This is a genomic window from Micromonospora sp. SYSU B005 (assembly GCF_055362685.1).
Genome location: NZ_JAXCFU010000002.1, coordinates 749632 through 770891 on the forward strand (window position 1 = coordinate 749632; position 21260 = coordinate 770891).

Genomic DNA, 21260 nt, shown 5'->3' on the forward strand with positions numbered 1-21260 from the left:
AGCTAGCGTCCCCCCACCGGCCAAGCCGAGTACCACGTCGTGCCACCGGGATTGTAGAAGCCCTCGACGAGCAGCCCGTTCGCCCTCCCCTGCCATTTGTTGGGGTCGTCCGGGTGCGGGCCGCCGGACCGGAACGCGCCCTCGATCGTCTCGTCGACCCGCTGCGGCGTCCAGTTGTCCGGGAAGAAGGTGCTCGAACCGCGCTTCTGGCGCCAGACCCCGCCGTCGTCCTGCACGTCGACGCGGGCGCGGTACGTGCCGTCGGCGTGCCGTTCGAGGATCATCTCGCGGCCGTCCGCGTCGACGCGGACCCGGGCACCCGGCGGGTTCTCCCCCATGAACCGGTGGTGGAAGCCGGTGCCCCGGGGCGGATTGGCGTTGGTGTTCACGTGACCGCGGAAGATGTGCGCGTAGCGGCGGTGCCGCATCCGGGCCCGGAGCCACTTCTCCACCGGCGTGAAGAGACCGGCCTTTCCCCGCTTACCCACCGAGCACCGCTTCGGTGGCCAGGTTGAGCAACTGGTCGATGAGGACACCGGTGATGAGCTTGAAGATCGGGATCTCCAGCAGGGAGGCGCCGAAGGTGACCACCGCCGTGGCGACCGCCTGCGCGATCTGAATCGCCAAAAGCGTCAGCTGCACGATCACGTTGATCTTCAAGGCGAGGACGATCCCGGCGCACACCATGAGCCCGGTTCCGATGAGCGCCGCCGCGGAGGCCCCGTCGTCCAGGCTGGTCTTCGCCGAGTCGGCGGCCTGCCAGCTCGTCTGGAAACGTTCGATGGCGTCGTCGCGATTCTGGGTCCACATCTGCTGCGCCGATCGGTCGGCGTCGGCCACCGGCGTCCGGAGCCGGTCCGGGAAGGCAAGCCACGCCTGGCCCATCTCCAGCAGCTTCGTCTCGTCGGCCTCGGGCCAGGTGTAGCCGAGCATGCCGAGCAGTGACACCAGTTCTCCGGGCAGGGTCATTCCCATGTCAGCCGAGCACCTCACGGAAGCGGCCGAGACTCTCGGTGATCATGCGTTCGGTCTCCTGGTAGTTGAGGCCCATCACCCGGCTCAGCTTGCCGATGTCCTCGATCTCGACGAGGTTCGCGTCGTAGCTCTCCAGCGCCAGGTCGCGGATCGTCTCGTACACCATCCCGATGAGCGAGCCGAGGTCGTCGTTGCCCCACGGGGTGCCGAAGGCCGCCAGCTCGGCGTCGAACGCGGACAGCGCGGCGCGCAGACGCTGCGCGGAGGCGACGATGTCGTCACCCGCCCCGATGATCGATTCGGGATCGATCTCGATCTCGCGGGCCATCAGCGCTCCTCTCCGTCGGTCATCGTCCCGGGTCCCGGATGGTCTGCATCACGCCGGTCAGCGCTCCGGTGAGCGCGGACATCTGGCGGACGCTCGCTTCCTGAAGGTCGCGCAGCCGCGCGTCGAGCGCGGCCGAGCCGAGCCCCTGCGGCGCCGCCGCCGGGGGGATCTGCTCCAGCGCGCGGTTGACCGCGACCACCACCGACTCGCCGAGCTCCGCCGAGGACAGCCGGCGGGGCGGGCGGGTGACCTCCAGCCGGGTCAGCCGGGCCGAGCCGTCGACCTCCGCGCGCACGGTCCCGGCGTCATCGGACCCGCTCCACCGCTCGTCCCCGCCGTCCTCGGGCGGCGTGCCGCCGGTCGCGGCGCCCAGCACGTCCATGACCTGGTGCAGGAGATCCGCCGGGCCGTTCGCCGGGACGTCCCCGCCGAGCCCGGTCGCCGGACCGGCCGTGGCGACGGCGTCGGCGATCGCGCCGTGGAGCCGGCGCATCGCCGCCTCGCTCTCGGCGAGGACGGCCCCGAGGCTTCCGGTCAGCGCGGACAGGTCGGCCACCGGTTCGCTGCTCGCCAGGCTGCGCCGGGACGCGGTCAGCGCGTCGTTCACCGCCTGCTCGACCAGGCGGCCCAGCTCGTCCTCGGACAACCGCATCAACGGCGCGGCCAGCTCGACGGAGCGCAGCCTCCCGTCCTCCGCCGTCACCTCGACCTGGCCGTCGGCGGCCCGGCCGTGCGCCTCGGCGGTCACCCCGCCGGTGGTGTGGCCGTCGGTGGTCACGCCACCGGCGGGGTGCGCGCCGGCGCGCAGGGCCGCCAGCTCCTCGCGGTAGCCGGAGACGCGCAGCGCGTAGTCGTCGGCCGCGGCGTCCTGTGTCATCCCGTTGCCTCCCCGTCACGGTCAACCAGACCCTAGCAACGCCCGGCACGCGGAGATGTCCCTCCACAGGGGAGCGCGCTCATCGCCGTGCCGTCACGGGGCCCACACGAAGCGCTACCGGTTGCTACCGTGTCGGGCACCGTTGTCCTCTGGGGAGGGTCGTCATGTGGGCGGACGAGGCCGCGCTGGACGCGGCGGCACGACGGCTCGACGAGTGGGAGTCGTCGCTGACCGACCGGGCGGCACGCGCCCGTGACCTGTCCGCCCGCACACAGGCGCTGATCGGCACCGCCCGCAGCGCCGACGGGCTGGTCGAGGTCACCGTCGACGCGTCCGGGCTGCTCACCGGCCTGCGACTCGACGAACGCGTCCGGCAGCACTCCGCCGCACACACCGCCCGGCAGATCCTGGCAGTCACCCGGGACGCCCGCGCCGACCTGCTGCGACAGCTCACCGAGGCCACCACCGAGACGCTCGGCGCTGACGACCCGGCCGCGCGAGCGATCGTCGAGTCCCACCAGCGGCGGCTCGGCCCCGACCCGGACGCGCCGGATGCCGCCCGGTGACGGCCTCCAGGTCGACCCGGACGACCTGACCGCGCACGCCGCCCACCTCGGCCGCTGCGCCGACAGCATCGACACCGCGCGGCAGGCCGGACAGCACGTCCGGCTGAGCGCCGACGCGTACGGGCAGCTCTGCGCGATCATGCCGGTCCTGCTCGGCGGTCTCCAGCGGACGCTCACCGACGGCATCGGCACCGCCGCCACCTCGGTCCGGGACACGGCCGGGAAGCTGCGGTCCAGCGCCGAGCGCTACCGCGCCTCCGACGCGCACGCCGCGGACCTGCTCGACCGGGTACGGCAGCGTCGGTGACCACGAACCCGCTGGTCGCCGCCGCCCCGGACACCGCGCCGAGCGCCTGGGCGGGCGTGTGGATCTGCGAGGACATCGAACTCATCACCCAGGGCGTACGCACCGGCAGCTGGATCGACGGCAGCCTCGGCGTCCTCAGCGCCGGCCTCGACGCGCTCGCCCTCGTGTCCGACCCGGCCGGGGCCCTCCTCCAGTACGGCATCGCCTGGCTCATCGAGCACGTCAAGCCACTCAGCGAGGCCCTCGACTGGCTCGCCGGCGACCCCGCCGAGATCACCGCGCACGCGCAGACCTGGCGCAACGTCGCCGCGTCGCTGCGCGAGGACGCCGCCGAGCTGGCCCACGCCGTCCGCACCGAGGTCGCCGGGTGGACGGGCGCCGCCGCCACCGGCTACCGCCGCTGGGCGGCCGAGCAGCAGCAGGCCGTCACCGGGCTGGCGCAGGGCGCCGAGGCGATGGCCGCGATCACCGAGGGCGCCGCCGGCCTGGTCGCGGCCGTGCGGCTGCTGGTCCGCGACGCCATCGCCGCCTGCGTGTCCCGCCTGATCGTGTACGCGGCCGAACTGGTCGCCACGGCCGGGCTGGCGACGCCGCTGGTGGTGGAGCAGGTGACGACGACCGTGGCGTCGTGGGCGGCGCGGATCGGGCGGTTGTTGCGGGGATTGCTGGCGAGTCTGCGGCGGCTGATGCCGGAGATGCGCCGCCTCGGCGACCTGATCGAGAAGCTGAAGGAGGTGCTGCGCCGCTTTCGCCGCCAGCCATCCGCGTCACCACCGCCGCGTGATGTGGACCCACCCCAGACGCCACGCGACCCCGATGCTCCCGACTTCCGGAATCCGGAGATCGACGCTAGGAAGATCACCGCGTACGCCATGAATCCGGAGCATCCCGTCGGCAAGAACAAGTACCGGGTGATCAACGCGGCGACCGGGCTCGGCCCTGACGACGCCGCGACCATCGAGCGGCAAATCCGCGAGGGCGTGCGAAACGGCACACCGATCGCGGGCAAGGCGGACCAATATGGCCGGCGCTGGTCCGTCGACCTACCCCTGACCGGCCCGTCCGGAACTATCCTGGTGCGGACCGCCTGGATTCTCGATGCCGACGCTTCCGCACCGCGCCTCGTCACCATCTCGTTCCCGCCCAAGCAAGGATGATCGTGGACCTGTACGACCTTGTCGAACTCAGGGACGCCGTGCCCGAGGAAAACCTTCCCGCCGGAGCGGTCGGCACCATCGTGCACGTGTTCCACCGACCCGACCTCGCCTACGAAGTGGAGTTCGCCGATCAGGACGGGCAGACCCTCAGCACTGTGGCCCTCACACCGGACAAGATCCAGAGGGTCGACACCAAAGGCGCCGAGCAGCAGCCCTGAACTGGCCGGAAGGGTAAGGCAGTAGTGGCCGGCCTCGTCGTTCTGCGACCCGGAGTCGACTGGACAGCGACCGGAGGACTATTCGACTGGACGTTGGAGTTCCTGATCGGCCGGCTCTCGAGCAGAAGTGCCGCAAGGCATCTTCAGGAGATCGTCGACAACAACCTCGGTTCGTTCTGGCTGGAGGATCTGTCGCCGGAGGCCCAGCGCGAAGTCGTCAACCACTTACGCGCCGGTCTAGTGACGGCGGGTGAGCGGCATCTGCCGGAGACAGACCAGAAACCCGGAGTGGTGGCACATCTTCGAGAACTCGTCGCCGCGACCTACAGGCTGCCGTAAGGGCGGTTGTGACCAGAGATTGCGGGCGGTTCAGAGAGAAGCGGCATGGGCATGATGGTCGCCGCCCGCCGGGTCGAGGCCCCGGCGGGCGAGGTGCGTTACGAGTTCGGGTTCGAGGACAGGTTCGACCGCATCCTCGTCATCGACCCGCAGACCTTGCAGGCGCGAGTTGAGGACGGCGACTTCAACGCCGCCGCCAGCACGATCACCGGAAAGATCGTCCACGCCTGGCGCGAGCGGGGCGACTTTCCACAACGGATGCTCTTCGCGAGTTAGCTAGCCCTCGACGCGCACGCCACACTGCAACCAGACCCGCACACTCTCGGTCACCTCGGTCCTCCCGCCGAGCGCATCCCGAAGCTCGGTGGCGAAGCGCTCGCGTTGCTGGTCAGTCGGCAGATGCTCGGCGGACATGGCAGAGAAGACGCCGCCCACCATGTCGTCGACCGTGAGCGGCGCGTCGTACCGCACCGACGTCTCCTCGTACCGATAACCGGCACGCACGAGCGCCTCCCGGTTGCGCCGGCGCCCGTCCTCGTCGGTCTGGCATCTCCCCGCGACGGGGTGGCCGAGCATCCGTTCCAGGCATCGCCGCAGCGCGCGCGACCACTCGGTGTCCTGCATCCACAGGGGTTCGCCGTTGGTGACGACGGCGATGCCACCTCCGGGGCGTACCAACGGCCGGGCCGCCTCGAACAGGGTGTCGCGGTCCATGAAGTGAATGGCGACGGCGACGGTCAGCGCGCCGACCGTCCGCCCGCCGAGCAGCCGGGACAACGCGGGCACGTCGCCGTCGCCGCCGAGCACCCACGTGGCGTTTGCGGTCCCCCGGTCCACTGCGGTACGCCGGGCGATCGCCAGCATGTCCGGCTCGGGGTCCATGCCGATGACCGCGCCCACCCGGTCGGCGAGCGGGATGCTCAGCTGGCCCGTGCCGCAGCCGAGGTCGACCACCGTGTCGTCGGCGCCGAGACGGAAGGCTGCCGCCAGGGCGTCGAGCACCTCGGGCGGATAGCCGCGCCGATGCCGTGCGTAGTAGGTCGCCACCTCACCGCCGAAGCCCGTCGCCATGCCGGCAGCCTGCCCGCCGCGACCGTCCCGAGGCCAGCAGTTCTGCTCAAGGCACGCCCCAACCGCCGGCCGGCAACGGCTTCGTCGTCCGGGCGCGGATCCCCACCGGGAGCGCGTCGTGACCACGCCGATCCGGGTGCTGGTCTGCGACGACCAGGCCCTGATCCGTACCGGATTCGCCACCATCATCGACGCGCAGCCGGACATGGCCGCGGTAGGCGATTGCGGCGACCCGCCTGCTGGCCGGCATCCGCACCGTCGCCTCCGGCGCCGCGCTGCTCGCGCCCGAGGTGACGCGGCAACTGGTCGGCCGGTACGCGGCGCGGATCCGTCCCGCCGAGGGCACGCCGACGGACGTGGGGCTGACGCCGCGTGAGCTGGAGGTGCTGCGGCCGTGTCGCACAGTGCCGCTGGTCTAGCCGCCAGGAACCGACACCCCGTCGTCGTCGAGAGGTGAGCCGTCCAGGGCGCGATCGGTCTCCGCTGCGGTCAGACGCACGATCACGTCGCCGTCGGAGGTCGGAAGGCGGGTGAAACGCAACAGGACGAACCCCGAACGGTTGCTGCCCCGCACGCCGTTGCCGAGGGGCATCGTGTGCACACCCTCGACGAGCCATTGATAGAGCGGCTGCGCGTCCGCGTCACGCCAGCCCTTCAAGCCGGCGTGGTGAACCGCCAGGGTCAGCTTCTCGGCCAGGTACTCGGGGTCACAGACGCTGGTGATCGTCAGGTCGAGTTCCGCGAACCGGTGTGCCGCCCCGAAGTGCCACAGGGCCCGCACCTCGCGGACCCCCGGGGTCAGCGGCCGTCCGATGAACATCCAGTCGTACGCGTCCAGGAAGGGTGCGTGGCGCTTGAGCCAGCTCTCCCTTTCCCGCTCCCGCACGATCCAGGGCAGAGGGATCTCGTTGAACTCGTCGGTCCACACCACTTCGGGAATCTCCCAGGCGTCGAGCCAGCTTCTGACGCGCTCCCGGTTGGCCAGGAACGCGGCTCGCAGTTCATCGCGCTGGCGGCGTCCGGTCATCGGATCACTCTCCGTAGTCCCAATCGAGGCCCCAGATGCGGACATTGCCCTGGTGGTCGCCGGTGACGACGGTGCCGAACGCGTCGTCGGCGCGTATCGCGTTGACCCGGACGTGGTGACCGTGCAGTGAGCGGATCCGGCGTCCGGTGCGCAGGTCCCAGACGTCGACGGTCTGCTCTCCCGGGTCTCCGGCCACCGCGAACCTCCCGTCGGGCGACACCGCCACCTCCTCGACCCCGGAGAGGCTTCCGGCCGGGCCGTCGAGAGCCCTCCCGTCGAACACCAGCTCTCCGCTCGCGGCGTCCCACACGACGAAGCCGGTCAGCCCGGCGATGACGGCGAGCCGACGGGAGTCCGTGAAGGCCAACGCCGCCGACGAGCCGTGCTTGACCTGGTCTAGGTGGTACGACGGGCGCCTGTCACCCGGTCGCCACGCGGTCAGGCGGGTCATCTCGGCCAGCAGCAGCATCCCGGAGGCGAACCGGATCTCCGTGTGCGGATCGACTTTCGCAAAGGTCTTCACGGGCTTTCCGGTGTTCATCGACCGGACCTCCACGGTGGCCGAGGCCGCGTCGTGGGTCAGCAGCTGCACGGCGATCGAGCGGGACGCCTCATCGGCCGTAACGCCGACGATCGTGCCGGGTCCGGTGCGGACCGTCGCGACGCAGGCAGCCGCCTCCAGTGACCACACCGTCGCCAATCCATGGCCGAAGCCGACCGCCAACAGGTCGCCCGAGATGTCGAGCGTGGTGTTCCCGTCGTCGCGAGGCAGGGCGCCGGCCACCTTGAACCGGGGCTGGAACGTCCGGGTGTCGTGGCAGGCGACCGATCCGTCCGAGTAGCCGATGATCACGTCCCGGCCGCCCCTGGCGAAGGACAGGCTGACGGCCGGGTTCCGCCGCTTGGTGACCCCGCCTGCCTTCTCCAGCGTCTCCAGGTCGAAGATCTCGACCTCGTCGACGTTGGCGGCGAAGGCGAACAACCGGCCGGAGGCGCCGATGTCGAAGGTGCCACGGGTGAGCATGACATCGGACAGTTCCTGCTCCAGCCAGATGCCGGTCAGTCCGGTGCGCCGCAGGTTCCGGCCCAGGGCACTGGAGGCCCGGCGTAGCCGCGGATGACGTTCGTGGCCGGGAACGCCACGCGCCTCGCGGATCGCGTCTGCCGCGCGCCGATCCTCTCCGGCCGCGATCATCGCCTCGACGCGTTCCATGACCTGGTCGAACGCCCGCTCGTCGCGCGCGAGGGCACCGACCGGGCGGGGCGGCGCGTACGACCAGGGGGCGAGGTGTCCGCTGAGCGGCATGGGGAGACGGGAGAGCGAGGTCTGGCCACTGTAGCCGTGCGATTCGGCGATGACGGCGTAGCCGCAGTCCCCGCTGAACGCCGTCGCGTCGCGACGTGAACCCCGCGCCCAGTCCTTCGGGAAGGTGCGGACGCAACGGCGGATGGCGAGTTCGAGGACCTGAAGGTCTCCGGTCCCGGGGTCGAGCAGGGCCCAGCCGGCCCGGCCGGAGACGCCGAGCATGCGGTATCCGGTCAGCCAGGGGATCTCCCACCGGCGCGGTTCGTCCCAGACCCGCATGTCCACCACTGTCAGGGACTGGTAGCCGATTCTCAGGACGGTCGACCCGTCCGGCGCCAGGGCGACGTTCTGGCCGTCGCCGTCCATCTCGTCGGCGGGTATGTGCAGGCCCCGCATCCTCGTGTCCCGCAGGGGCCACCACTGCTCCACCCGGTGGTCGACGGCGGAGCCGGGACGGCCCAGTGAGGCGGAGACGCACACCTCGGCGTCCGGGCCGAGGATCACCCGGGTGACAGTGCCGTCGTGGGGCCGGATGCGGGCGACCGGCTCCCACGCGCCGGTACGGAAGACGAGGAGACGGCCGTCGGCCGTACCTACAGCCGCGAAGCCACCCTCGGGGCTGAGCGCCACGGCTGTTCCTCCCTCCAGCCGGCCTTCGAGGTGGGCCGTGCCGTCGGCGAGCCGCCACCGCTCGACGCGGGAATCCTGGTAGCAGACGAGGACCCGCGCTCCGGCGTGGTCGATCGCGACGTCGACGGGAGCCGGGCCGGAGGCGGCGAGTTCCGCGACCACCCGGCCCGCGAAGGCGTCCCAGACCCGTACCCGTCCTGACCTCTCGGCCACCACCACGTGTGTCGCGTCATGATCGCAGGCCATTGCGACGACCTGGCCGGACAGCTGCCCGAACACCTCGAGCGTGCCCCTCGGCTCCAGTCGGGCACAGCGCTCCCGCGCGGCCGCGATCTCCGGCGAACCCGGATGCTTGCGGTCCGCCTCAGCCAGGTGCCGGGCCGCGAGGACGCCGTCACCGCGTTCCATGTGCACCATCGCGGCCAGGTAGTCCGCCTCCCAGGAGTCGCCCGTGGCGCGCAGTTCCGACAGGAGGGTCTCGTCGGTGACCAGGCCGTCGGCCCATTTGAGGAGCCCGTGGTTGTAGACCGCGCGGACGTTGTGCGGGTCGATCGCCTTGGCCCGCTCGAACATCTCGATCGCGCGGCGTTGGTCGCCGAGGTCCCACAGGGACAGCGCCTTGTTGGACAAGCCGTCGGCCTTGAGAGACGGCGACACCCCGTCGGGGCGCGGGTAGGGACCAGATGCGCAGTCCGCGTAGACGCTCAGCAGGACGGCCTCCGCCTCGGCGGTGTCGCCGATCCTCGACCGGGGGTCGCGCACCAGGCAGCCGGACAGGAGGTCGCGCAACGGCTGCGGGAGATCACCGCGCAGCGACGCCAGCGCATCCGCACCGTCGTGTCCCCACCTCCAGAGCCGGCGCCCGTGCAGCAGCTCGATCACCGTCAGCGCCCAGGACCACATGTCGCTGCTTCGGCCGATCCTTCCGTCCGGATCGACCTGCTCCGGCGAGCAGTACTGCGGTGTGAAGCCACCGAGCGTCGCGTACGAGGTCTCGACGCCACCCTCTGCGCTGCGCGCCACGGACGCTTTCGCCTTGGCCGTTCCGAAGTCGGTCACCCGTGCGGTCTCACCGTCGTACATGACGTTGGAGGGCTTGATGTCCTGATGCACCAGGCCTGCCGCGTGCGCGTGGCCGATGCCGCGCAGCATCTGGATCGCCACGTCGAGGGCCCGCGGGAGGTCGCGGCACCGCCCGTCCCGGACCGCCGCGGTCAGGTCACCGCCCGCGACCCATTCGGCGAAGATCACCGGGTACGCGCCGACGCGCTGCACGTAGTTGCAGCCGACCACGTTCGGATGCGGGTCGAGATCGGTCCAGGCCTGCGCCTCCTGCGCCAGCAGATCGAGGATCCCGGGCGCCGAGGCCAGGTCGGGGCGCGGCGTCTTCACCGCCAGGTCGACGCCCCAGGCGAGGTGATGCGCGCGGTAGACGAACCCCGTGCCGCCCGTTTCGACGACCTCCTCGATGCGGAAAGTGTCGAGGACGGTCTCCCCCGGCCGCCACCGGATGACCTGCCCCGCGTCCACGCCGAGGCCCTAGTCGACGAGCGCCACGTAGATCGGGCTGCCCAGGAGCACGCCGTTCGCCCCTGACTTCTCGGCCAGCCGCTTGGCGATGAACTCGACCCGTTGCGCCGGCCCGGGGAGCGCGGCCCCGATCTGCGCCAACGACTCGTGGAAGCGCTCGTCGTCGAACTCGCCCGGGTCGGCTCGCAATTCCTGGAGCTTGCGGAACAGGTATGGCGGGACCGATCCGACCGGTTCGGCGTCGCCGCCACCGACCACGTGCGACGCCGAGCCGCCGAGGACGATGACCTGGTCGTCGAGCGTCCCCGCGAAGACCACGATGCCGGCGGTCGGGAAGACCTGCCAGCGCATCTCCAGGCAGGCCTGGACGTAGGGGCGCTCCTCGTCCGCGGCGCCGATCTGGTCGGCGTCCTGCAGGTGCCGGATGACCTTTTCCAGCTTGTCGAGGTCGTGGCGCTCGGGCAGCACCGCCTTGCGGCTGTAGCGGACGACCTTCAGGTCCACGGCGAGCTCGGTCTCGTGCTGCGCGGAGGAGGCGACCTGTGCCGCCAAGAGCCCGATCTTGAGATGCGACAGGTAGAGGTAGTACTTGAGGCTCAAGATGCACTCCGGTTACGGGGAGACGTCCGAAGCCCACCCTACGTGGCGCACGCTCGCGATGCTGACCCTCGATCGACGACGATCGGTGTCCGCGCGGCCCCTCGCACCGACGCGACCACCTCCCCCGCTGAGCGCGTCAGCGATGGACGCGGCGGGAGCAGGGGCCGTCATGGTCGGCGCGGAGCAGGCACCGTCGGCCGCCGGGCATGAGCAGGTCGCAGAAGACCCGATGGCGTACGTTCTGGTCGTCCTCGGCCGACACGGTGGTCTCCCCCGGGTCGGCCTGCGGCAGCACCCCGGTCCACCGTGCCACGACGCGGGCCAGGCGCTGCGCGGCGGGCAGGTCGGCAGCGGACACCGGCAGGTGGATGACCCAGCGCCCGGTCACCGGCGCTCGCCGTTCGCCAGCCGCGCCTGCTCGGACTGCCAGCGGCGGAGCGCCACCTTGATTCGCAGGGTCTCCTGGCGGTGCCTGGTGATCTCGGCGTGAAGCGAGGCCATGTCCCCGGCGACCCGGCCGAGGTAGGCGTACACCGCATCGGGGTCGAGGCCGCGGCGCCCGAACCGGGCGGGTGGGAAGCGGCGCTCGCGCACCTGCCACGGCAGCAGCGAGGGGTACGCCGTCGTCCCGCCGCCCCGCCCCGGTCGATCGCTACGGTTGCTCATCGGACTGTCCTCCTTGTCGTGGAAGGGGTGGGCTCGCCTGCCCGTCCCGCGCCGGCGTGCCCACCCCGCCCTGACACCGCAGCTTCGTTCAGCGGTACGGCACCAGGGCTGCTCAACGGATCACCGATCGACAGGCACAGCGGCCGGGCCGTAGAGATCGCCACGCCGTCGTGCCGGTAGTCATCCTGTGACAGTGCGCAGCGGACGCGCAACGTTGCAACAGCGAATTTCTGGTTTGTGCATTGACTTATTTCGTGGAAACGAGTAGACGTTGCAGAGCTACGTCACTCGTTGTTGCCGGATGGAACCAGGGAGTGCCCGAATGGCGGAAGACATCGGCTCGACCGTGCCGCGCCGACAGCTCGGCCGGCTGCTACGCCAGTTCCGCAACGAGGCCGGCGTGACCCTCGACGCCGCCGCTGAGGCGCTGGAGTACAGCCGGCAGAAGATCTGGCGCATCGAGTGCGGCCTCGGGCCGGTGCGGGTGCTCGACGTCAGGGCGATGTGCGAGCTGTACGGCGTGTCCGCGGAGATGACCGAGGCGATGCGAGGGCTGGCCGCGGAGACGAAGTCGAAGGGGTGGTGGCACGCGTACGGGGACGCGGTGCCGAGCTGGTTCGAGCTGTACGTCGGCCTGGAATCCGCCGCCGTCCGCCTGCGCGGCTACGACGAGTCGCTCATCCCCGGAATCCTTCAGACCAAGGAGTACGCGCAAGGGCTGTACCGCCTCGGGGGCACGCTGAGCGATGAGGAGCGCGAGCGCGCAGTTCAGGTGCGGCTACAGCGGCAGGCACTGCTCATGCGACGGCTTCCGGCGGCACCTCGGCTGGAGTCCGTACTCTGCGAGAGCGTGCTCCGCCGCGTCGTCGGAGGCCCCCGGGTGATGACCGCTCAGCTCGATCACCTGCTGAAGCTCTCCGAGTTGCCAAACGTAGCCGTGCGAGTGCTGCCGCTCCAAGTGGGACCTCAGCCCGGCGCCGTCGCCGGCACGTTCATGATTCTCGACTTCCCGCCCACCAAGGGTGGACGCGCCGCCCCGGAGCCGTCCATCGTCTACAGCGAGTCGTTGACCGGCGCGCTCTACCTGGACAAGCCCGAGGAGCTGGCCGCCTACGAGCGAGTCTGGAGAGGGCTGGATGGACTTGTGCTCGACGAGGAAGAATCGAAGGACATGATCAAGCGGCTTGCTGGGGAGATGCGGCATGACTGATCTGACCGGCGCGGCGTGGCGCAAGAGCACCCGCAGCGGCGACAACGGCGGGGCGTGCGTCGAGGTCGCCACCAACCACCCTGGCATCGTGGCCGTACGCGACTCAAAGGATGCCAGCGGGCCAGTTCTCACGTACGCGGCCAACGACTGGGCAACGTTTGTCGGAGCCATCAGATGTGGCCACCTCGACGGCAGGCCTGCTTGACTATCGAGGCCAGACAATTTCGCCGCGGCGGTCACCGGGAGCGATGAGTACCACCCCTTTCGCCGCCAACCTGCGGGCGCTCTCGGTACGTCCGGCACGCAGATACCCCCGAAGGGCGGCAGCCGGCTCGGTGCCGACATCCACGGGTAACGCCCGCATGAACAGGTCGACGCGTCGCCCCTGAAAGTGCCGGAACTTGGGCAACTCCCTGCTCCAGCGCCCGAAACTCGACGGTCCGAAATCGATATGGCTGTGTCGCCTGTCCGCCGGAAACCGACGTCCCGGCAAGGCGGCGAAGAACGACCAGACGTCTAGGTCCTTCACCCCGGTGGGCTCGGCTTCGCCGCGTGCGATGTCAACGAAGTGCAACCCGGCACCTTGGCACAGCGCGACGCATAGCAACCTGCAAGCGTACTCAGGATGCCCCTCGAAGAACTTGGCGTTGTCTCTCATCGCGATCTTGTGAAGCCGAGACAGGTGCTCCGCGGTGATAGGTACTGGCGACCGCTCTGAAGCGTTGGACACGGAGGCAGTGTCCCAGTACCACGGAGGATGCCACCACCCCGCGTCTCGCGCTACGGGCAGGACAGCTCTTCCAGGCGCTTCAGAATCGCACCGGGCAACTCCTCCGCCTCTAGCCGATACTGCCGCCAGCGGTCGTTGGAGCCGGGCTTCATCGACGCGACGAAGCGGAAACGTCCTCGACTGTTCGGCTTAATGAGCGTGGCCGCGTAGATCTCGCTCGGTACGAGCCATGCCTTCATAACGGCACCACGAGCCACGTCGACCGCCACAAACAGGAGATCCAGCGTCGGCCGAGGGGTGAAGGTTTGCGCTCGGACGAAGGCAACGAAGCCCTCCGAGCGGACGCGTTTACTGTCGGACATGCGGGCCTTCACCTGCACAGCCAGCGTCGCGGTAGTGTTCCGCCTGTGGAACACGAGGTCGACTCCCTCGTCATCCACTAGCGCCATCGAGACGTTGAGCAGCCCTCGGGTGGCCAGGATGCAGAACGCCGCGACGAGATGCTCGGCGGCCTTTCCCATCCGGCTCGCATCGGCGGACTTCACCGTGTAGTCCTCGTCTTCGTCGTACGGCTCAGTCATCACCTACCCCCAATCGACCGGGGATCGTCATTCCGGGACAGCTCTTACGTCGATGCCCGCCCACATGTCGCATCCAGATGATCACGTCCAGTACCCGGATTTCGGAGACCTGGGATGCGATGCCGGCTGCGACTCGCAGCTTTTGCAGCCGACGGGCAAGAAGGAAGTCTTCGGCGCGGAGTGCCTCGTGTAGCCATAGCCAGAACCCCGGGCGACCACGCAACGCGCACGCCACCACGTTGTCGTAAACCGGGACCAACCTCGGCCGTTTACGGGCCAGTATCTTGCTCGCGATGGTCTTGTTCACGCCGCTGCAGCCGACGAGTATCTCCCAAGCTCGTTCTGCTGGGCCGCCGCCGTGGATGAGTGGCTTGGCCCGCGCATCACTGAGGTCCAGCGCTATCGGCAACTCACGCAACGCATCACTGATTCGCTCACCCAGACTGCCCTGTAGCAGGTCCAGGGCAACCATGGGTGGAACACGAACGTTCAGCATCTCGACGGCGATGAGGTCATCCGCCGTCACCACGTCCCGATGCTGGGCGCGCGGACCACCTCCCAACATCTCGAACTGGCTCCCGCTGAACGCCAGTGGGCCGAGAGCGAAGTACCGCTGCAGGTCGGTCAGCGACTGCTCGTCGTCGAGCACGGCAACCAACTCTGAGAGTCTCCGCCAGCCCTCACTCATGGACGTACCCCAAAGCGACGCGGCGGCGAATCTCCTTGAGCGTGACGTGGTCACCCGCCAGCGCGTCCTCCGCCTGCCAGAAGTCCAGCCCATCGGTGGCCTTACGGGCGTCAGTGATGCCGCGTCCATGGATTGCGGTCTTAACCGCCTCGCCGGCACCTGACGGCGAGTTGTAGACGTTCCCTCGGTACCGGACCCGCCCGTCGGAAAGGAGGTCCGCCGTGTGTTGCTCCCCGAGGTAGCGGGCCGTAAGGACCGTGCCCGGCACGAGCCGGCCCGATGCCAAAAGGTCCGGCAGCTTCAACCTGCGCTCATCCGCGGTGACCTTGCTCTGCTGGCGCGCCGGACGAGTTTTAGGCAGGGCGAATGGCACCGGCACCGGCACCGGAACGGACGGCCGTCGGGTCGACTGATCAATGCCCTGAGCGAGTCGGCTGTCTGCCGGCCCAGCCAGCGCCGCCATCGGGAAGTCAAAGGTGGCCCTCACCCGGACCAGACTCTGGTAGATCTCATCACGACTCAGCTTCGGCATCCGGCCGTCGAGCAGGCGGACCATTTCGGGGGCAGGAACCGGCGCCGTGAAGAGGTTCATCAACTCGGCATGGACCTGCCGATCGACGAAGAAGCCCTTCCACAACTCCTCGATGCGGTTCTCGCGCATGTTTTCCCTGCTGAGGAGCGCCAACAGGTCGACTGCGGCGTCAACGTCGTCGTCCAGTCGCACCGCCCTGAAAAGCTTCTGCTCGATCGGAACAGGGGCATGCGCGTTGAAGACGCGCCACTCCGCGCCGTTGGTCAGCACGACCCATTCCACACCCGCCATCGTGGCGTAGCCGATGGTCTGGTTGGCCCACCGCGGATCGTCAAGGTTCTCACCCAACGCCTTGGCCTCGATGAACAGTCGGGGGGTACGCAGCAATAACAAGGCGTAGTCAACCGGATTCTCGTGCTGACTCCGCCTGTACTCGTGGTGTACCTCGTCGGGATCGTGGAGGTCCCAGCCGAGCGCCATGATCACCGGACTGATCAACGCAGCCTTGGTGTTCTGCTCGTTGATACGCTGCCCTCGCTGACGATAACGACGCTGCCGTTCTACGCACTGGCCAACTACCTCGCGCAGGTCAGTCATGAACGGCACCACCGAGACCATTCAGGGACGGGATGCCCGGCGGCGTTAACGCCTTTCGCTGGGCTGATACACCGGATGACATGGGAGGCCTCTCGACGATGGCTGAGAGCGGTCAGCCTAGCGCCTAGCTGACCGCTCCTCGGCAAAGGTTTCAGTCTGCTCGGGGTGCACTTCGAGCCACGAGTAGTCGGCCCACCCGTGAGTGCCTACGAGGTACTGCACAGTCTCATCCCTGCCGTTCGATCTCGATGATCTTGATGCCGGTCTTGGTTCCACCGCTCTTGTCTCAGCGAAACCTCGTTCTGCAGCTAAGCCAGGAAAGCCCATAAGAGCACCGCAAGTCATCGGCAAGTTGATAAGGCGGGTTATCATGCCTCGCGACGCCCAGATTCAGGGCACATGGCTAAAGTGGAGCCCTTCGACCATGAGGAGGTGAAGAGCATGATGTCGGAGCTCATGTCGTCGGGCGAAATCGCCCGGTTGGCGCAGGTCGAGCGCCCGGTGGTGACGACGTGGCGGCGCCGGTACCCCGACTTCCCCGCCCCGGTGCCCGGCGCCGGCAATCAGTTGCTCTTCCCTGCCGACGCGGTCCTCTCCTGGCTGCTGGACCGCAAGCTGGGCAACGCTGCGCCGGATACCTTGCGCGCCGAGCGCGCTTTGCACACCCTCACCGCGTACGCCCGTGAGCATGGCGGCCGCCGCCTGGTGCTCTCCCTGGGCGCCGCGCTTTGTCTGCGCGAGATGTCCGGCCACGTCCTGACGGCTGATCCGATGAAGGCGGCCCGCCGGTTCGACCCGGAGGACGAATTCCTCCTCTCCGACCTGCAGGAAGCACCCGACCTGGCCGATCTCCCGGGAATGGTCGAGCAGCTGATCGAGGGTGCCTACGAGGCGACCCGGGCGTACCAGTTCCTGCTCGGCAACTGCGCTCGCTTCGGCTGGCCGGAGCTGGGTGCCGATGCACTCACTCCCCACCTGGTCACCCTGATCCGCCTGGCCGCCGACGTGCCGAGCCGGCTACGCGGCCGCCGCCGGATCACGGTCGGTGACCCGTACGCGGGCTCGGGCGACCTTCTCGCCGCCCTGTTGGCCGACCAGGAGCCGGAGGGGCTCAGTTTCAACGCCGCTCAGCCGGATCCGGTCCTGGCCCGCCTGATCCGTCGCCGGCTGCTACTGGCCGGCGTCCCTGAGTTCAACATCGAGGTGGTTCCGGACGAGCTGAACGACGAGTTCGCCGACGTCGACGTCGTAGTGACCCGGCTGCCCTACCAGCCGACCGAGCAGCGCGACCCGGCCGAGGACCTCGACAGGATCAGCGACATCGCCGACCGGCTCGGCTCCGGCTGCACCGCCGTCGTGGTCGGCCCCGCCGCAAGCCTGGTCGACGCCCTGCGCGACCCTGATGCGATCACCAAACGTGCCGACCTGCTCACCAATGGCCTCATCGAGGCGGTGGTACGACTGCCCGGCGGCGCGTTCCCGGCTCGCCCCGGCCACTCCACTGCGCTGTGGCTACTCACCCGCGACCCGGTTCCCGCCACCCAGGGCCGCCTGCTACTCGCCGACATCAGCGGAGCCGCACTCGATCAGCGCGTCGCGGAGACCACGGCCGAGGACATCCTGCTGTGGCGGGCCGAAGGCTACCGACGCGACAGCCACGACCCGCGGACCGGCTGGGTGATCCCGCTCGACGCCCTCGACCTGCGCCGCGGTGCGGCGCTGCGACCGCCGGGCCCGGCCTCGGTCACCATGCGCACCCGACTGGCTACCGACCGCCCCGCGCTCATCGGGGAAATCGAGGGTCGCCTCACCGACGCGGAACACGAGGCCATCCGGTACGCGAAGGAACACGGAGCCCTCAGAACCGGGGCGGCGCAACGCGATGGAAGTCGCGCGAAGGAGATCTCCCTCGGCGCGCTACGCACCGCGCGGCGGGTCCGCACCCTTCCGGGGCACCGTCTGTCACCAGAGCATGTCGGGCCGCAGGGCCACCACCGAGTGATCGGCGCCGCGGAGGTCGTCGCGCAGTCGTCCAAGCGCTGGATGGACCGACTCACGCTAGCCGCTGAATACCCGCACGTCGGACTCACCGAACCACGTGATCTCGTCGTCACCACGGTCCCCCATTTCGGTGTCCTTCTCGACGAGGACGGCTTTTCGGTGATCGAGTTCCCGGCCCGCGGCCTGCGCGTCTCCCCGGGCGACGCCCTCACCCCGCGAGTCCTGAAGGCACTGCTCGTCACCGCCCGAAACACCACACGTAGCCCCGGTGCGGTGCACGCGCCGAGGCTGCGCGACGTGACCGTCCCCGACCTGCACCCGGACGAGGCGACCCGCCTGGACGAGGTGCTACGCCGCCTCGACGAACGCGAGCGCTTGTTGCAGCGGCAGGCCGGCTTACTGGCCGAGCTGCGCGAACTCGCCGTGACCGGCTTCGCCGACGGCACCCTCACGACTCTGTACGGTACGAACTCCTGAACGAGAGAACGGAACACACAGTGCCCCCACGCAAACGTGCCAACGGACAGGCCGAGCTGCCCGGCATGTCCAGCACCAAGCAGATCCAGGACATCCTGTGGAAGGCCGCCGACAAGCTGCGCGGCTCCATGGACGCCGCGCATTACAAGGAGTTCGTCCTCGGCCTGGTCTTCCTGAAGTACGTCTCCGACGCGTTCGCCGAACGGCGCGACCAGATCGCGGACAGCCTTTCCGACATCCCGGAGAACCGCCGCGCCGAGTTCCTCGACGAACGTGACGAATACACCAGCGCCAACGTCTTCTGGGTGCCGGAGAACGCCCGCTGGGACTACCTGGTGGAGAACGCCCCCAGCGGCGTCGGCGAGCTGCTCGACGACGCCATGGACGCGATCATGCGGGAGAACCCAGCGCTGACCGGCGTTCTCCCGAAGATCTTCAACCGCGACAACGTCGACCAGAAGCGGTTGAAGGAACTCGTCGACCTGATCAGCGACGCCCGCTTCACCGGCCACGGCGACCGGAAGGCCCAGGACGTCCTCGGCGAGACGTACGAGTACTTCCTGGAGCGCTTCGCCCGCGCCGAGGGCAAGCGGGCCGGCGAGTTCTACACCCCGTCGAGCGTGGTGCGGGTTCTGGTCGAGGTGCTGGAGCCCTACGAGGGCCGCGTCTACGACCCGTGCTGCGGATCCGGCGGCATGTTCGTGCAGTCGAAGAAGTTCGTCGAGGCCCGCGCCGGCCGCGACCACACGCACGACATCGCCGTCTACGGCCAGGAAGCCAACGAGCGCACCTGGCGGCTGGCGAAGATGAACCTCGCCATCCACGGCATGGACCCGGTCGGCATCGGCGACCGGTGGGCCGACACGTTCGCCGACGACAAGCACGCGGACCGGCGGGCCGACTTCGTCATGGCGAACCCGCCGTTCAACATGAGCGACTGGGCCCGCCGCGAGACCGACCCGCGCTGGCGCTACGGGACGCCGCCGCAGAGCAACGCGAACTACGCCTGGCTCCAGCACATCCTCTTCAAGCTGGGTGACCGCGGCAGCGCCGGCGTCGTCCTCGCCAACGGCTCGATGTCTTCCAAGCAGTCCGGCGAGGGCGAGATCCGCCGAGCGATGGTCGAGGCGGACGTGGTGGCCTGCATGGTCGCCCTCCCGCCGAACCTGTTCCGCACCACCGCGATCCCCGCCTGCCTGTGGTTCCTGACCAAGGACAAGACCCCGCAAGGCGTCAAGGCGCTGGCCGACCGGCGCGGCGAGATCCTCTTCATCGACGCCCGCGCCCTCGGCACCATGGTCGACCGCACCGAGCGCGTCCTCACCGACGACGACATCGCCAAGATCGCCGACACCTACCACGCCTGGCGCGGCACCAATTCCGCCAAGACCAAGGACCAGACGTACGAGGACGTACCCGGCTTCTGCTATTCCGCCAAGCTCGACGAGGTAGCTGCCAACGACCACGTCCTCAGTCCGGGACGATACGTGGGCACCGCCGAAGTCGAGGAAGACCCGGATTCCGAGCCGCTCACCGACCGCGTGGACCGGCTCAAGAGGGAACTCTTCGCCCACTTCGTAGAGTCGGCCCGCCTAGAAGCGGTCGTCCGTGAGGAGATGGAGCGGCTTGATGTCTGACTGGGCCACCGGTGTCGTACGCGACGTAGCAGCCCCCAAGGGTCTGGTCGGCGGGCCATTCGGGTCCGCGCTGGGAAGCAAGGACTACGTCGACGACGGCGTGCCGGTGATCCGGGGGATCAATCTCGGTTCGCCGGGCTACTTCGATTCCTCGGAGTTCGTATACGTGACCCCGGAGAAGGCTCACGGCGAGCTTTCCCGCAACCTGGCTCAGCCCGGTGATGTGGTGTTCACGCAGCGAGGAACCCTCGGGCAGGTTGGCATCGTGCCTGACGGCGAGTACGACACCTACGTCATTTCGCAGAGTCAGATGCGCTTGCGCGTGGACCCGACCAAGGCGCTGCCGCGCTTCATCTACTACCAGTTCCGCAGCCCGATGATGATCGAGATGATCCGCACCCACGCCATCGCCACCGGTGTGCCGCACATCAACCTTGGCATACTTGGGTCTCTGCCGATCGCCATCCCGCCCCTCGACGAGCAACGGCGGATCGCCGCTGCACTTGGCGCACTCGATGAAAAGATTGCGGTCAACGACCGAATTGCGAACACTGCTGAGCAATTTCTCCGAGCTCACTACGAGGCTCTGGCCAGCGAAAGAGAACTGATCACGATCGGCGATATCGGCTCGCTCATCAGGGATAGCAGCCGACCGCATGATCTAGTTGACGATGTACCCTACATCGGACTTGAGCACATGCCTCGCAGGTCGATATGGCTGAATCACTGGGATTCCTCAGCCGGAGTTATTAGCCAGAAGAATCGATTCGCGTCAGGTGACGTCCTCTTCGGCAAGCTGCGCCCCTACTTTCACAAGGTCGGCGTGGCCCAGGTCAGCGGGGTATGTTCTACCGACATTCTGGTCATCCGACCGTCGGCTCCCGACTGCCTACCGTGGCTACTTATGGCTCTGTCGAGTAACGAGGTGGTTGCCCACGCCACCGCGAGTAGCGACGGCACCCGGATGCCCCGCACTCGCTGGAGTGATCTTGTTGACTACCGGGTGCCGTGGGCCAAGCCATCGGTTGTCAAGAGCTACACCGACTTGGCTCATCCCTTGATCAAGAGGGTGCAATGCGGCCTCGCAGAGTCGCATCGTCTATCCCAGTTGCGCGACATCTTGTTGCCCGAGTTGATGTCGGGGCGGTTGCGGGTCAAGGACGCCGAGAAGGTCGTCGAGAAAGCGGTTTAGGTAAGTAGACGGTTCGCG

At 68.8% G+C, this 21260-nt stretch carries 25 protein-coding genes and 1 pseudogene; 12 read left to right on the forward strand and 14 right to left on the reverse strand.

Annotation, left to right across the window (positions count from 1 at the left end; all coding sequences use genetic code 11):
• Nucleotides 1-2 precede the first annotated feature (2 nt).
• Genes SM452_RS08805 through SM452_RS08820 form a run of 4 tightly spaced genes read right to left on the reverse strand, consistent with a single transcriptional unit; the run spans nt 3 to nt 2180 of the window.
• Nucleotides 3-488 (reverse strand): EndoU domain-containing protein, encoded by a 486-nt coding sequence (locus SM452_RS08805; RefSeq protein WP_030502361.1) that lies wholly within the window; start codon nt 486-488, stop codon nt 3-5.
• Nucleotides 481-975 (reverse strand): WXG100-like domain-containing protein, encoded by a 495-nt coding sequence (locus tag SM452_RS08810; RefSeq protein WP_463839676.1) that lies wholly within the window; start codon nt 973-975, stop codon nt 481-483. Before SM452_RS08810 ends, SM452_RS08805 begins: the two co-directional genes overlap by 8 nt.
• 1 nt (nt 976) lies before the next feature.
• The gene (locus SM452_RS08815; protein WP_120569993.1) at nt 977-1303 is read right to left on the reverse strand and encodes a hypothetical protein; all 327 of its coding nucleotides are present in this window, start codon (nt 1301-1303) and stop codon (nt 977-979) included.
• Between the two features lie 19 nt (nt 1304-1322).
• A complete protein-coding gene (locus SM452_RS08820) occupies nt 1323-2180 on the reverse strand; it encodes a hypothetical protein (RefSeq protein WP_463839677.1) in 858 nt (285 codons plus the stop codon).
• A 164-nt stretch (nt 2181-2344) separates the two neighbouring features.
• On the opposite strand from SM452_RS08820, the gene SM452_RS08825 reads away from it, so the two are divergent.
• From SM452_RS08825 to SM452_RS08850, 6 genes are all read left to right on the forward strand, one after another.
• Nucleotides 2345-2746: a YbaB/EbfC family nucleoid-associated protein gene (locus SM452_RS08825; protein ID WP_463839678.1), complete on the forward strand. Its 402-nt coding sequence runs from the start codon at nt 2345-2347 to the stop codon at nt 2744-2746.
• Nucleotides 2733-3053, forward strand: a complete 321-nt coding sequence (locus SM452_RS08830) for a type VII secretion target (RefSeq protein ID WP_463839679.1) — start codon at nt 2733-2735, stop codon at nt 3051-3053. Before SM452_RS08825 ends, SM452_RS08830 begins: the two co-directional genes overlap by 14 nt.
• A complete protein-coding gene (locus SM452_RS08835) occupies nt 3050-4210 on the forward strand; it encodes a WXG100 family type VII secretion target (RefSeq protein ID WP_463839680.1) in 1161 nt (386 codons plus the stop codon). The genes SM452_RS08830 and SM452_RS08835 overlap by 4 nt, the downstream gene beginning before the upstream one ends.
• A gap of 2 nt (nt 4211-4212) precedes the next feature.
• A complete protein-coding gene (locus tag SM452_RS08840; RefSeq protein ID WP_463839681.1) occupies nt 4213-4428 on the forward strand; it encodes a DUF4926 domain-containing protein in 216 nt (71 codons plus the stop codon).
• A 93-nt stretch (nt 4429-4521) separates the two neighbouring features.
• Entirely contained in the window at nt 4522-4767 is a 246-nt protein-coding gene (locus tag SM452_RS08845; RefSeq protein WP_463839682.1) for a hypothetical protein, read from the forward strand.
• Nucleotides 4768-4812: 45 nt separating this feature from the next.
• Entirely contained in the window at nt 4813-5043 is a 231-nt protein-coding gene (locus SM452_RS08850) for a hypothetical protein (protein ID WP_463839683.1), read from the forward strand.
• Here SM452_RS08850 and SM452_RS08855 read toward each other — a convergent pair whose 3' ends face one another.
• The gene (locus SM452_RS08855; protein ID WP_463839684.1) at nt 5044-5838 is read right to left on the reverse strand and encodes a class I SAM-dependent methyltransferase; all 795 of its coding nucleotides are present in this window, start codon (nt 5836-5838) and stop codon (nt 5044-5046) included.
• Nucleotides 5839-5956: 118 nt separating this feature from the next.
• Here SM452_RS08855 and SM452_RS08860 point away from each other — a divergent pair.
• Nucleotides 5957-6230: pseudogene (locus SM452_RS08860) on the forward strand (helix-turn-helix domain-containing protein); the annotation flags it as partial.
• 23 nt (nt 6231-6253) lie between these two features.
• Here SM452_RS08860 and SM452_RS08865 read toward each other — a convergent pair.
• The 5 genes from SM452_RS08865 to SM452_RS08885 form a co-directional block, all read right to left on the reverse strand.
• The gene (locus tag SM452_RS08865; RefSeq protein ID WP_463839685.1) at nt 6254-6865 is read right to left on the reverse strand and encodes a hypothetical protein; all 612 of its coding nucleotides are present in this window, start codon (nt 6863-6865) and stop codon (nt 6254-6256) included.
• A gap of 4 nt (nt 6866-6869) precedes the next feature.
• Complete coding sequence (locus tag SM452_RS08870) at nt 6870-10331, reverse strand: protein kinase domain-containing protein (RefSeq protein ID WP_463839686.1); 3462 nt, start codon at nt 10329-10331, stop codon at nt 6870-6872.
• A 9-nt stretch (nt 10332-10340) separates the two neighbouring features.
• A complete protein-coding gene (locus tag SM452_RS08875; RefSeq protein ID WP_402805997.1) occupies nt 10341-10931 on the reverse strand; it encodes a DUF7019 family protein in 591 nt (196 codons plus the stop codon).
• Between the two features lie 136 nt (nt 10932-11067).
• Nucleotides 11068-11319, reverse strand: coding sequence for a hypothetical protein (locus tag SM452_RS08880; protein WP_402805994.1), 252 nt, complete (start codon nt 11317-11319; stop codon nt 11068-11070).
• On the reverse strand, nt 11316-11597 hold the full coding sequence (locus SM452_RS08885; protein WP_357208840.1) for a DivIVA domain-containing protein: 282 nt from the start codon (nt 11595-11597) through the stop codon (nt 11316-11318). Before SM452_RS08885 ends, SM452_RS08880 begins: the two co-directional genes overlap by 4 nt.
• 322 nt (nt 11598-11919) lie before the next feature.
• Here SM452_RS08885 and SM452_RS08890 point away from each other — a divergent pair, with 322 nt between their 5' ends.
• Both SM452_RS08890 and SM452_RS08895 read left to right on the forward strand, forming a co-directional pair.
• Nucleotides 11920-12807 carry a helix-turn-helix domain-containing protein gene (locus tag SM452_RS08890; protein ID WP_463839687.1) on the forward strand — a complete coding sequence of 296 codons (888 nt, stop codon included), beginning with the start codon at nt 11920-11922 and terminating at the stop codon, nt 12805-12807.
• A complete protein-coding gene (locus SM452_RS08895) occupies nt 12800-13012 on the forward strand; it encodes a DUF397 domain-containing protein (protein ID WP_463839688.1) in 213 nt (70 codons plus the stop codon). The genes SM452_RS08890 and SM452_RS08895 overlap by 8 nt, the downstream gene beginning before the upstream one ends.
• On the opposite strand, the gene SM452_RS08900 is transcribed toward SM452_RS08895, so the two are convergent.
• The 4 genes from SM452_RS08900 to SM452_RS08915 are packed head-to-tail and all read right to left on the reverse strand — an operon-like array spanning nt 13013 to nt 15935.
• Entirely contained in the window at nt 13013-13537 is a 525-nt protein-coding gene (locus tag SM452_RS08900; RefSeq protein WP_463839689.1) for a hypothetical protein, read from the reverse strand.
• 50 nt (nt 13538-13587) lie between these two features.
• Nucleotides 13588-14118 carry a hypothetical protein gene (locus tag SM452_RS08905; protein ID WP_463839690.1) on the reverse strand — a complete coding sequence of 177 codons (531 nt, stop codon included), beginning with the start codon at nt 14116-14118 and terminating at the stop codon, nt 13588-13590.
• A complete protein-coding gene (locus SM452_RS08910) occupies nt 14111-14767 on the reverse strand; it encodes a DUF6308 family protein (protein WP_463839691.1) in 657 nt (218 codons plus the stop codon). The genes SM452_RS08905 and SM452_RS08910 overlap by 8 nt, the downstream gene beginning before the upstream one ends.
• 31 nt (nt 14768-14798) lie before the next feature.
• The gene (locus tag SM452_RS08915; RefSeq protein ID WP_463839692.1) at nt 14799-15935 is read right to left on the reverse strand and encodes a restriction system modified-DNA reader domain-containing protein; all 1137 of its coding nucleotides are present in this window, start codon (nt 15933-15935) and stop codon (nt 14799-14801) included.
• A 399-nt stretch (nt 15936-16334) separates the two neighbouring features.
• Between SM452_RS08915 and SM452_RS08920 the strand changes: the two genes are divergently transcribed.
• The 3 genes from SM452_RS08920 (at nt 16335) to SM452_RS08930 (ending at nt 21242) form a co-directional block, all read left to right on the forward strand.
• The gene (locus SM452_RS08920; protein WP_463839693.1) at nt 16335-18413 is read left to right on the forward strand and encodes an SAM-dependent DNA methyltransferase; all 2079 of its coding nucleotides are present in this window, start codon (nt 16335-16337) and stop codon (nt 18411-18413) included.
• 65 nt (nt 18414-18478) lie between these two features.
• Entirely contained in the window at nt 18479-20050 is a 1572-nt protein-coding gene (locus SM452_RS08925; RefSeq protein ID WP_463839694.1) for a type I restriction-modification system subunit M, read from the forward strand.
• A complete protein-coding gene (locus SM452_RS08930) occupies nt 20043-21242 on the forward strand; it encodes a restriction endonuclease subunit S (protein WP_463839695.1) in 1200 nt (399 codons plus the stop codon). Before SM452_RS08925 ends, SM452_RS08930 begins: the two co-directional genes overlap by 8 nt.
• Nucleotides 21243-21260 lie beyond the last annotated feature (18 nt).

What these genes read in the sequence shown, in the direction of transcription:
- SM452_RS08825 (WP_463839678.1), top strand. Translation starts at nt 2,345, where the DNA reads ATGTGGGCGGACGAGGCCGCGCTGGACGCGGCGGCACGACGGCTCGAC.
- SM452_RS08820 (WP_463839677.1), bottom strand. Translation starts at nt 2,180, where the DNA reads ATGACACAGGACGCCGCGGCCGACGACTACGCGCTGCGCGTCTCCGGC.
- SM452_RS08830 (WP_463839679.1), top strand. Translation starts at nt 2,733, where the DNA reads ATGCCGCCCGGTGACGGCCTCCAGGTCGACCCGGACGACCTGACCGCG.
- SM452_RS08815 (WP_120569993.1), bottom strand. Translation starts at nt 1,303, where the DNA reads ATGGCCCGCGAGATCGAGATCGATCCCGAATCGATCATCGGGGCGGGT.
- SM452_RS08895 (WP_463839688.1), top strand. Translation starts at nt 12,800, where the DNA reads ATGACTGATCTGACCGGCGCGGCGTGGCGCAAGAGCACCCGCAGCGGC.
- SM452_RS08930 (WP_463839695.1), top strand. Translation starts at nt 20,043, where the DNA reads ATGTCTGACTGGGCCACCGGTGTCGTACGCGACGTAGCAGCCCCCAAG.
- SM452_RS08850 (WP_463839683.1), top strand. Translation starts at nt 4,813, where the DNA reads ATGGGCATGATGGTCGCCGCCCGCCGGGTCGAGGCCCCGGCGGGCGAG.
- SM452_RS08885 (WP_357208840.1), bottom strand. Translation starts at nt 11,597, where the DNA reads ATGAGCAACCGTAGCGATCGACCGGGGCGGGGCGGCGGGACGACGGCG.
- SM452_RS08865 (WP_463839685.1), bottom strand. Translation starts at nt 6,865, where the DNA reads ATGACCGGACGCCGCCAGCGCGATGAACTGCGAGCCGCGTTCCTGGCC.
- SM452_RS08810 (WP_463839676.1), bottom strand. Translation starts at nt 975, where the DNA reads ATGGGAATGACCCTGCCCGGAGAACTGGTGTCACTGCTCGGCATGCTC.
- SM452_RS08890 (WP_463839687.1), top strand. Translation starts at nt 11,920, where the DNA reads ATGGCGGAAGACATCGGCTCGACCGTGCCGCGCCGACAGCTCGGCCGG.
- SM452_RS08915 (WP_463839692.1), bottom strand. Translation starts at nt 15,935, where the DNA reads ATGACTGACCTGCGCGAGGTAGTTGGCCAGTGCGTAGAACGGCAGCGT.
- SM452_RS08855 (WP_463839684.1), bottom strand. Translation starts at nt 5,838, where the DNA reads ATGGCGACGGGCTTCGGCGGTGAGGTGGCGACCTACTACGCACGGCAT.
- SM452_RS08905 (WP_463839690.1), bottom strand. Translation starts at nt 14,118, where the DNA reads ATGACTGAGCCGTACGACGAAGACGAGGACTACACGGTGAAGTCCGCC.
- SM452_RS08925 (WP_463839694.1), top strand. Translation starts at nt 18,479, where the DNA reads ATGTCCAGCACCAAGCAGATCCAGGACATCCTGTGGAAGGCCGCCGAC.
- SM452_RS08920 (WP_463839693.1), top strand. Translation starts at nt 16,335, where the DNA reads ATGGCTAAAGTGGAGCCCTTCGACCATGAGGAGGTGAAGAGCATGATG.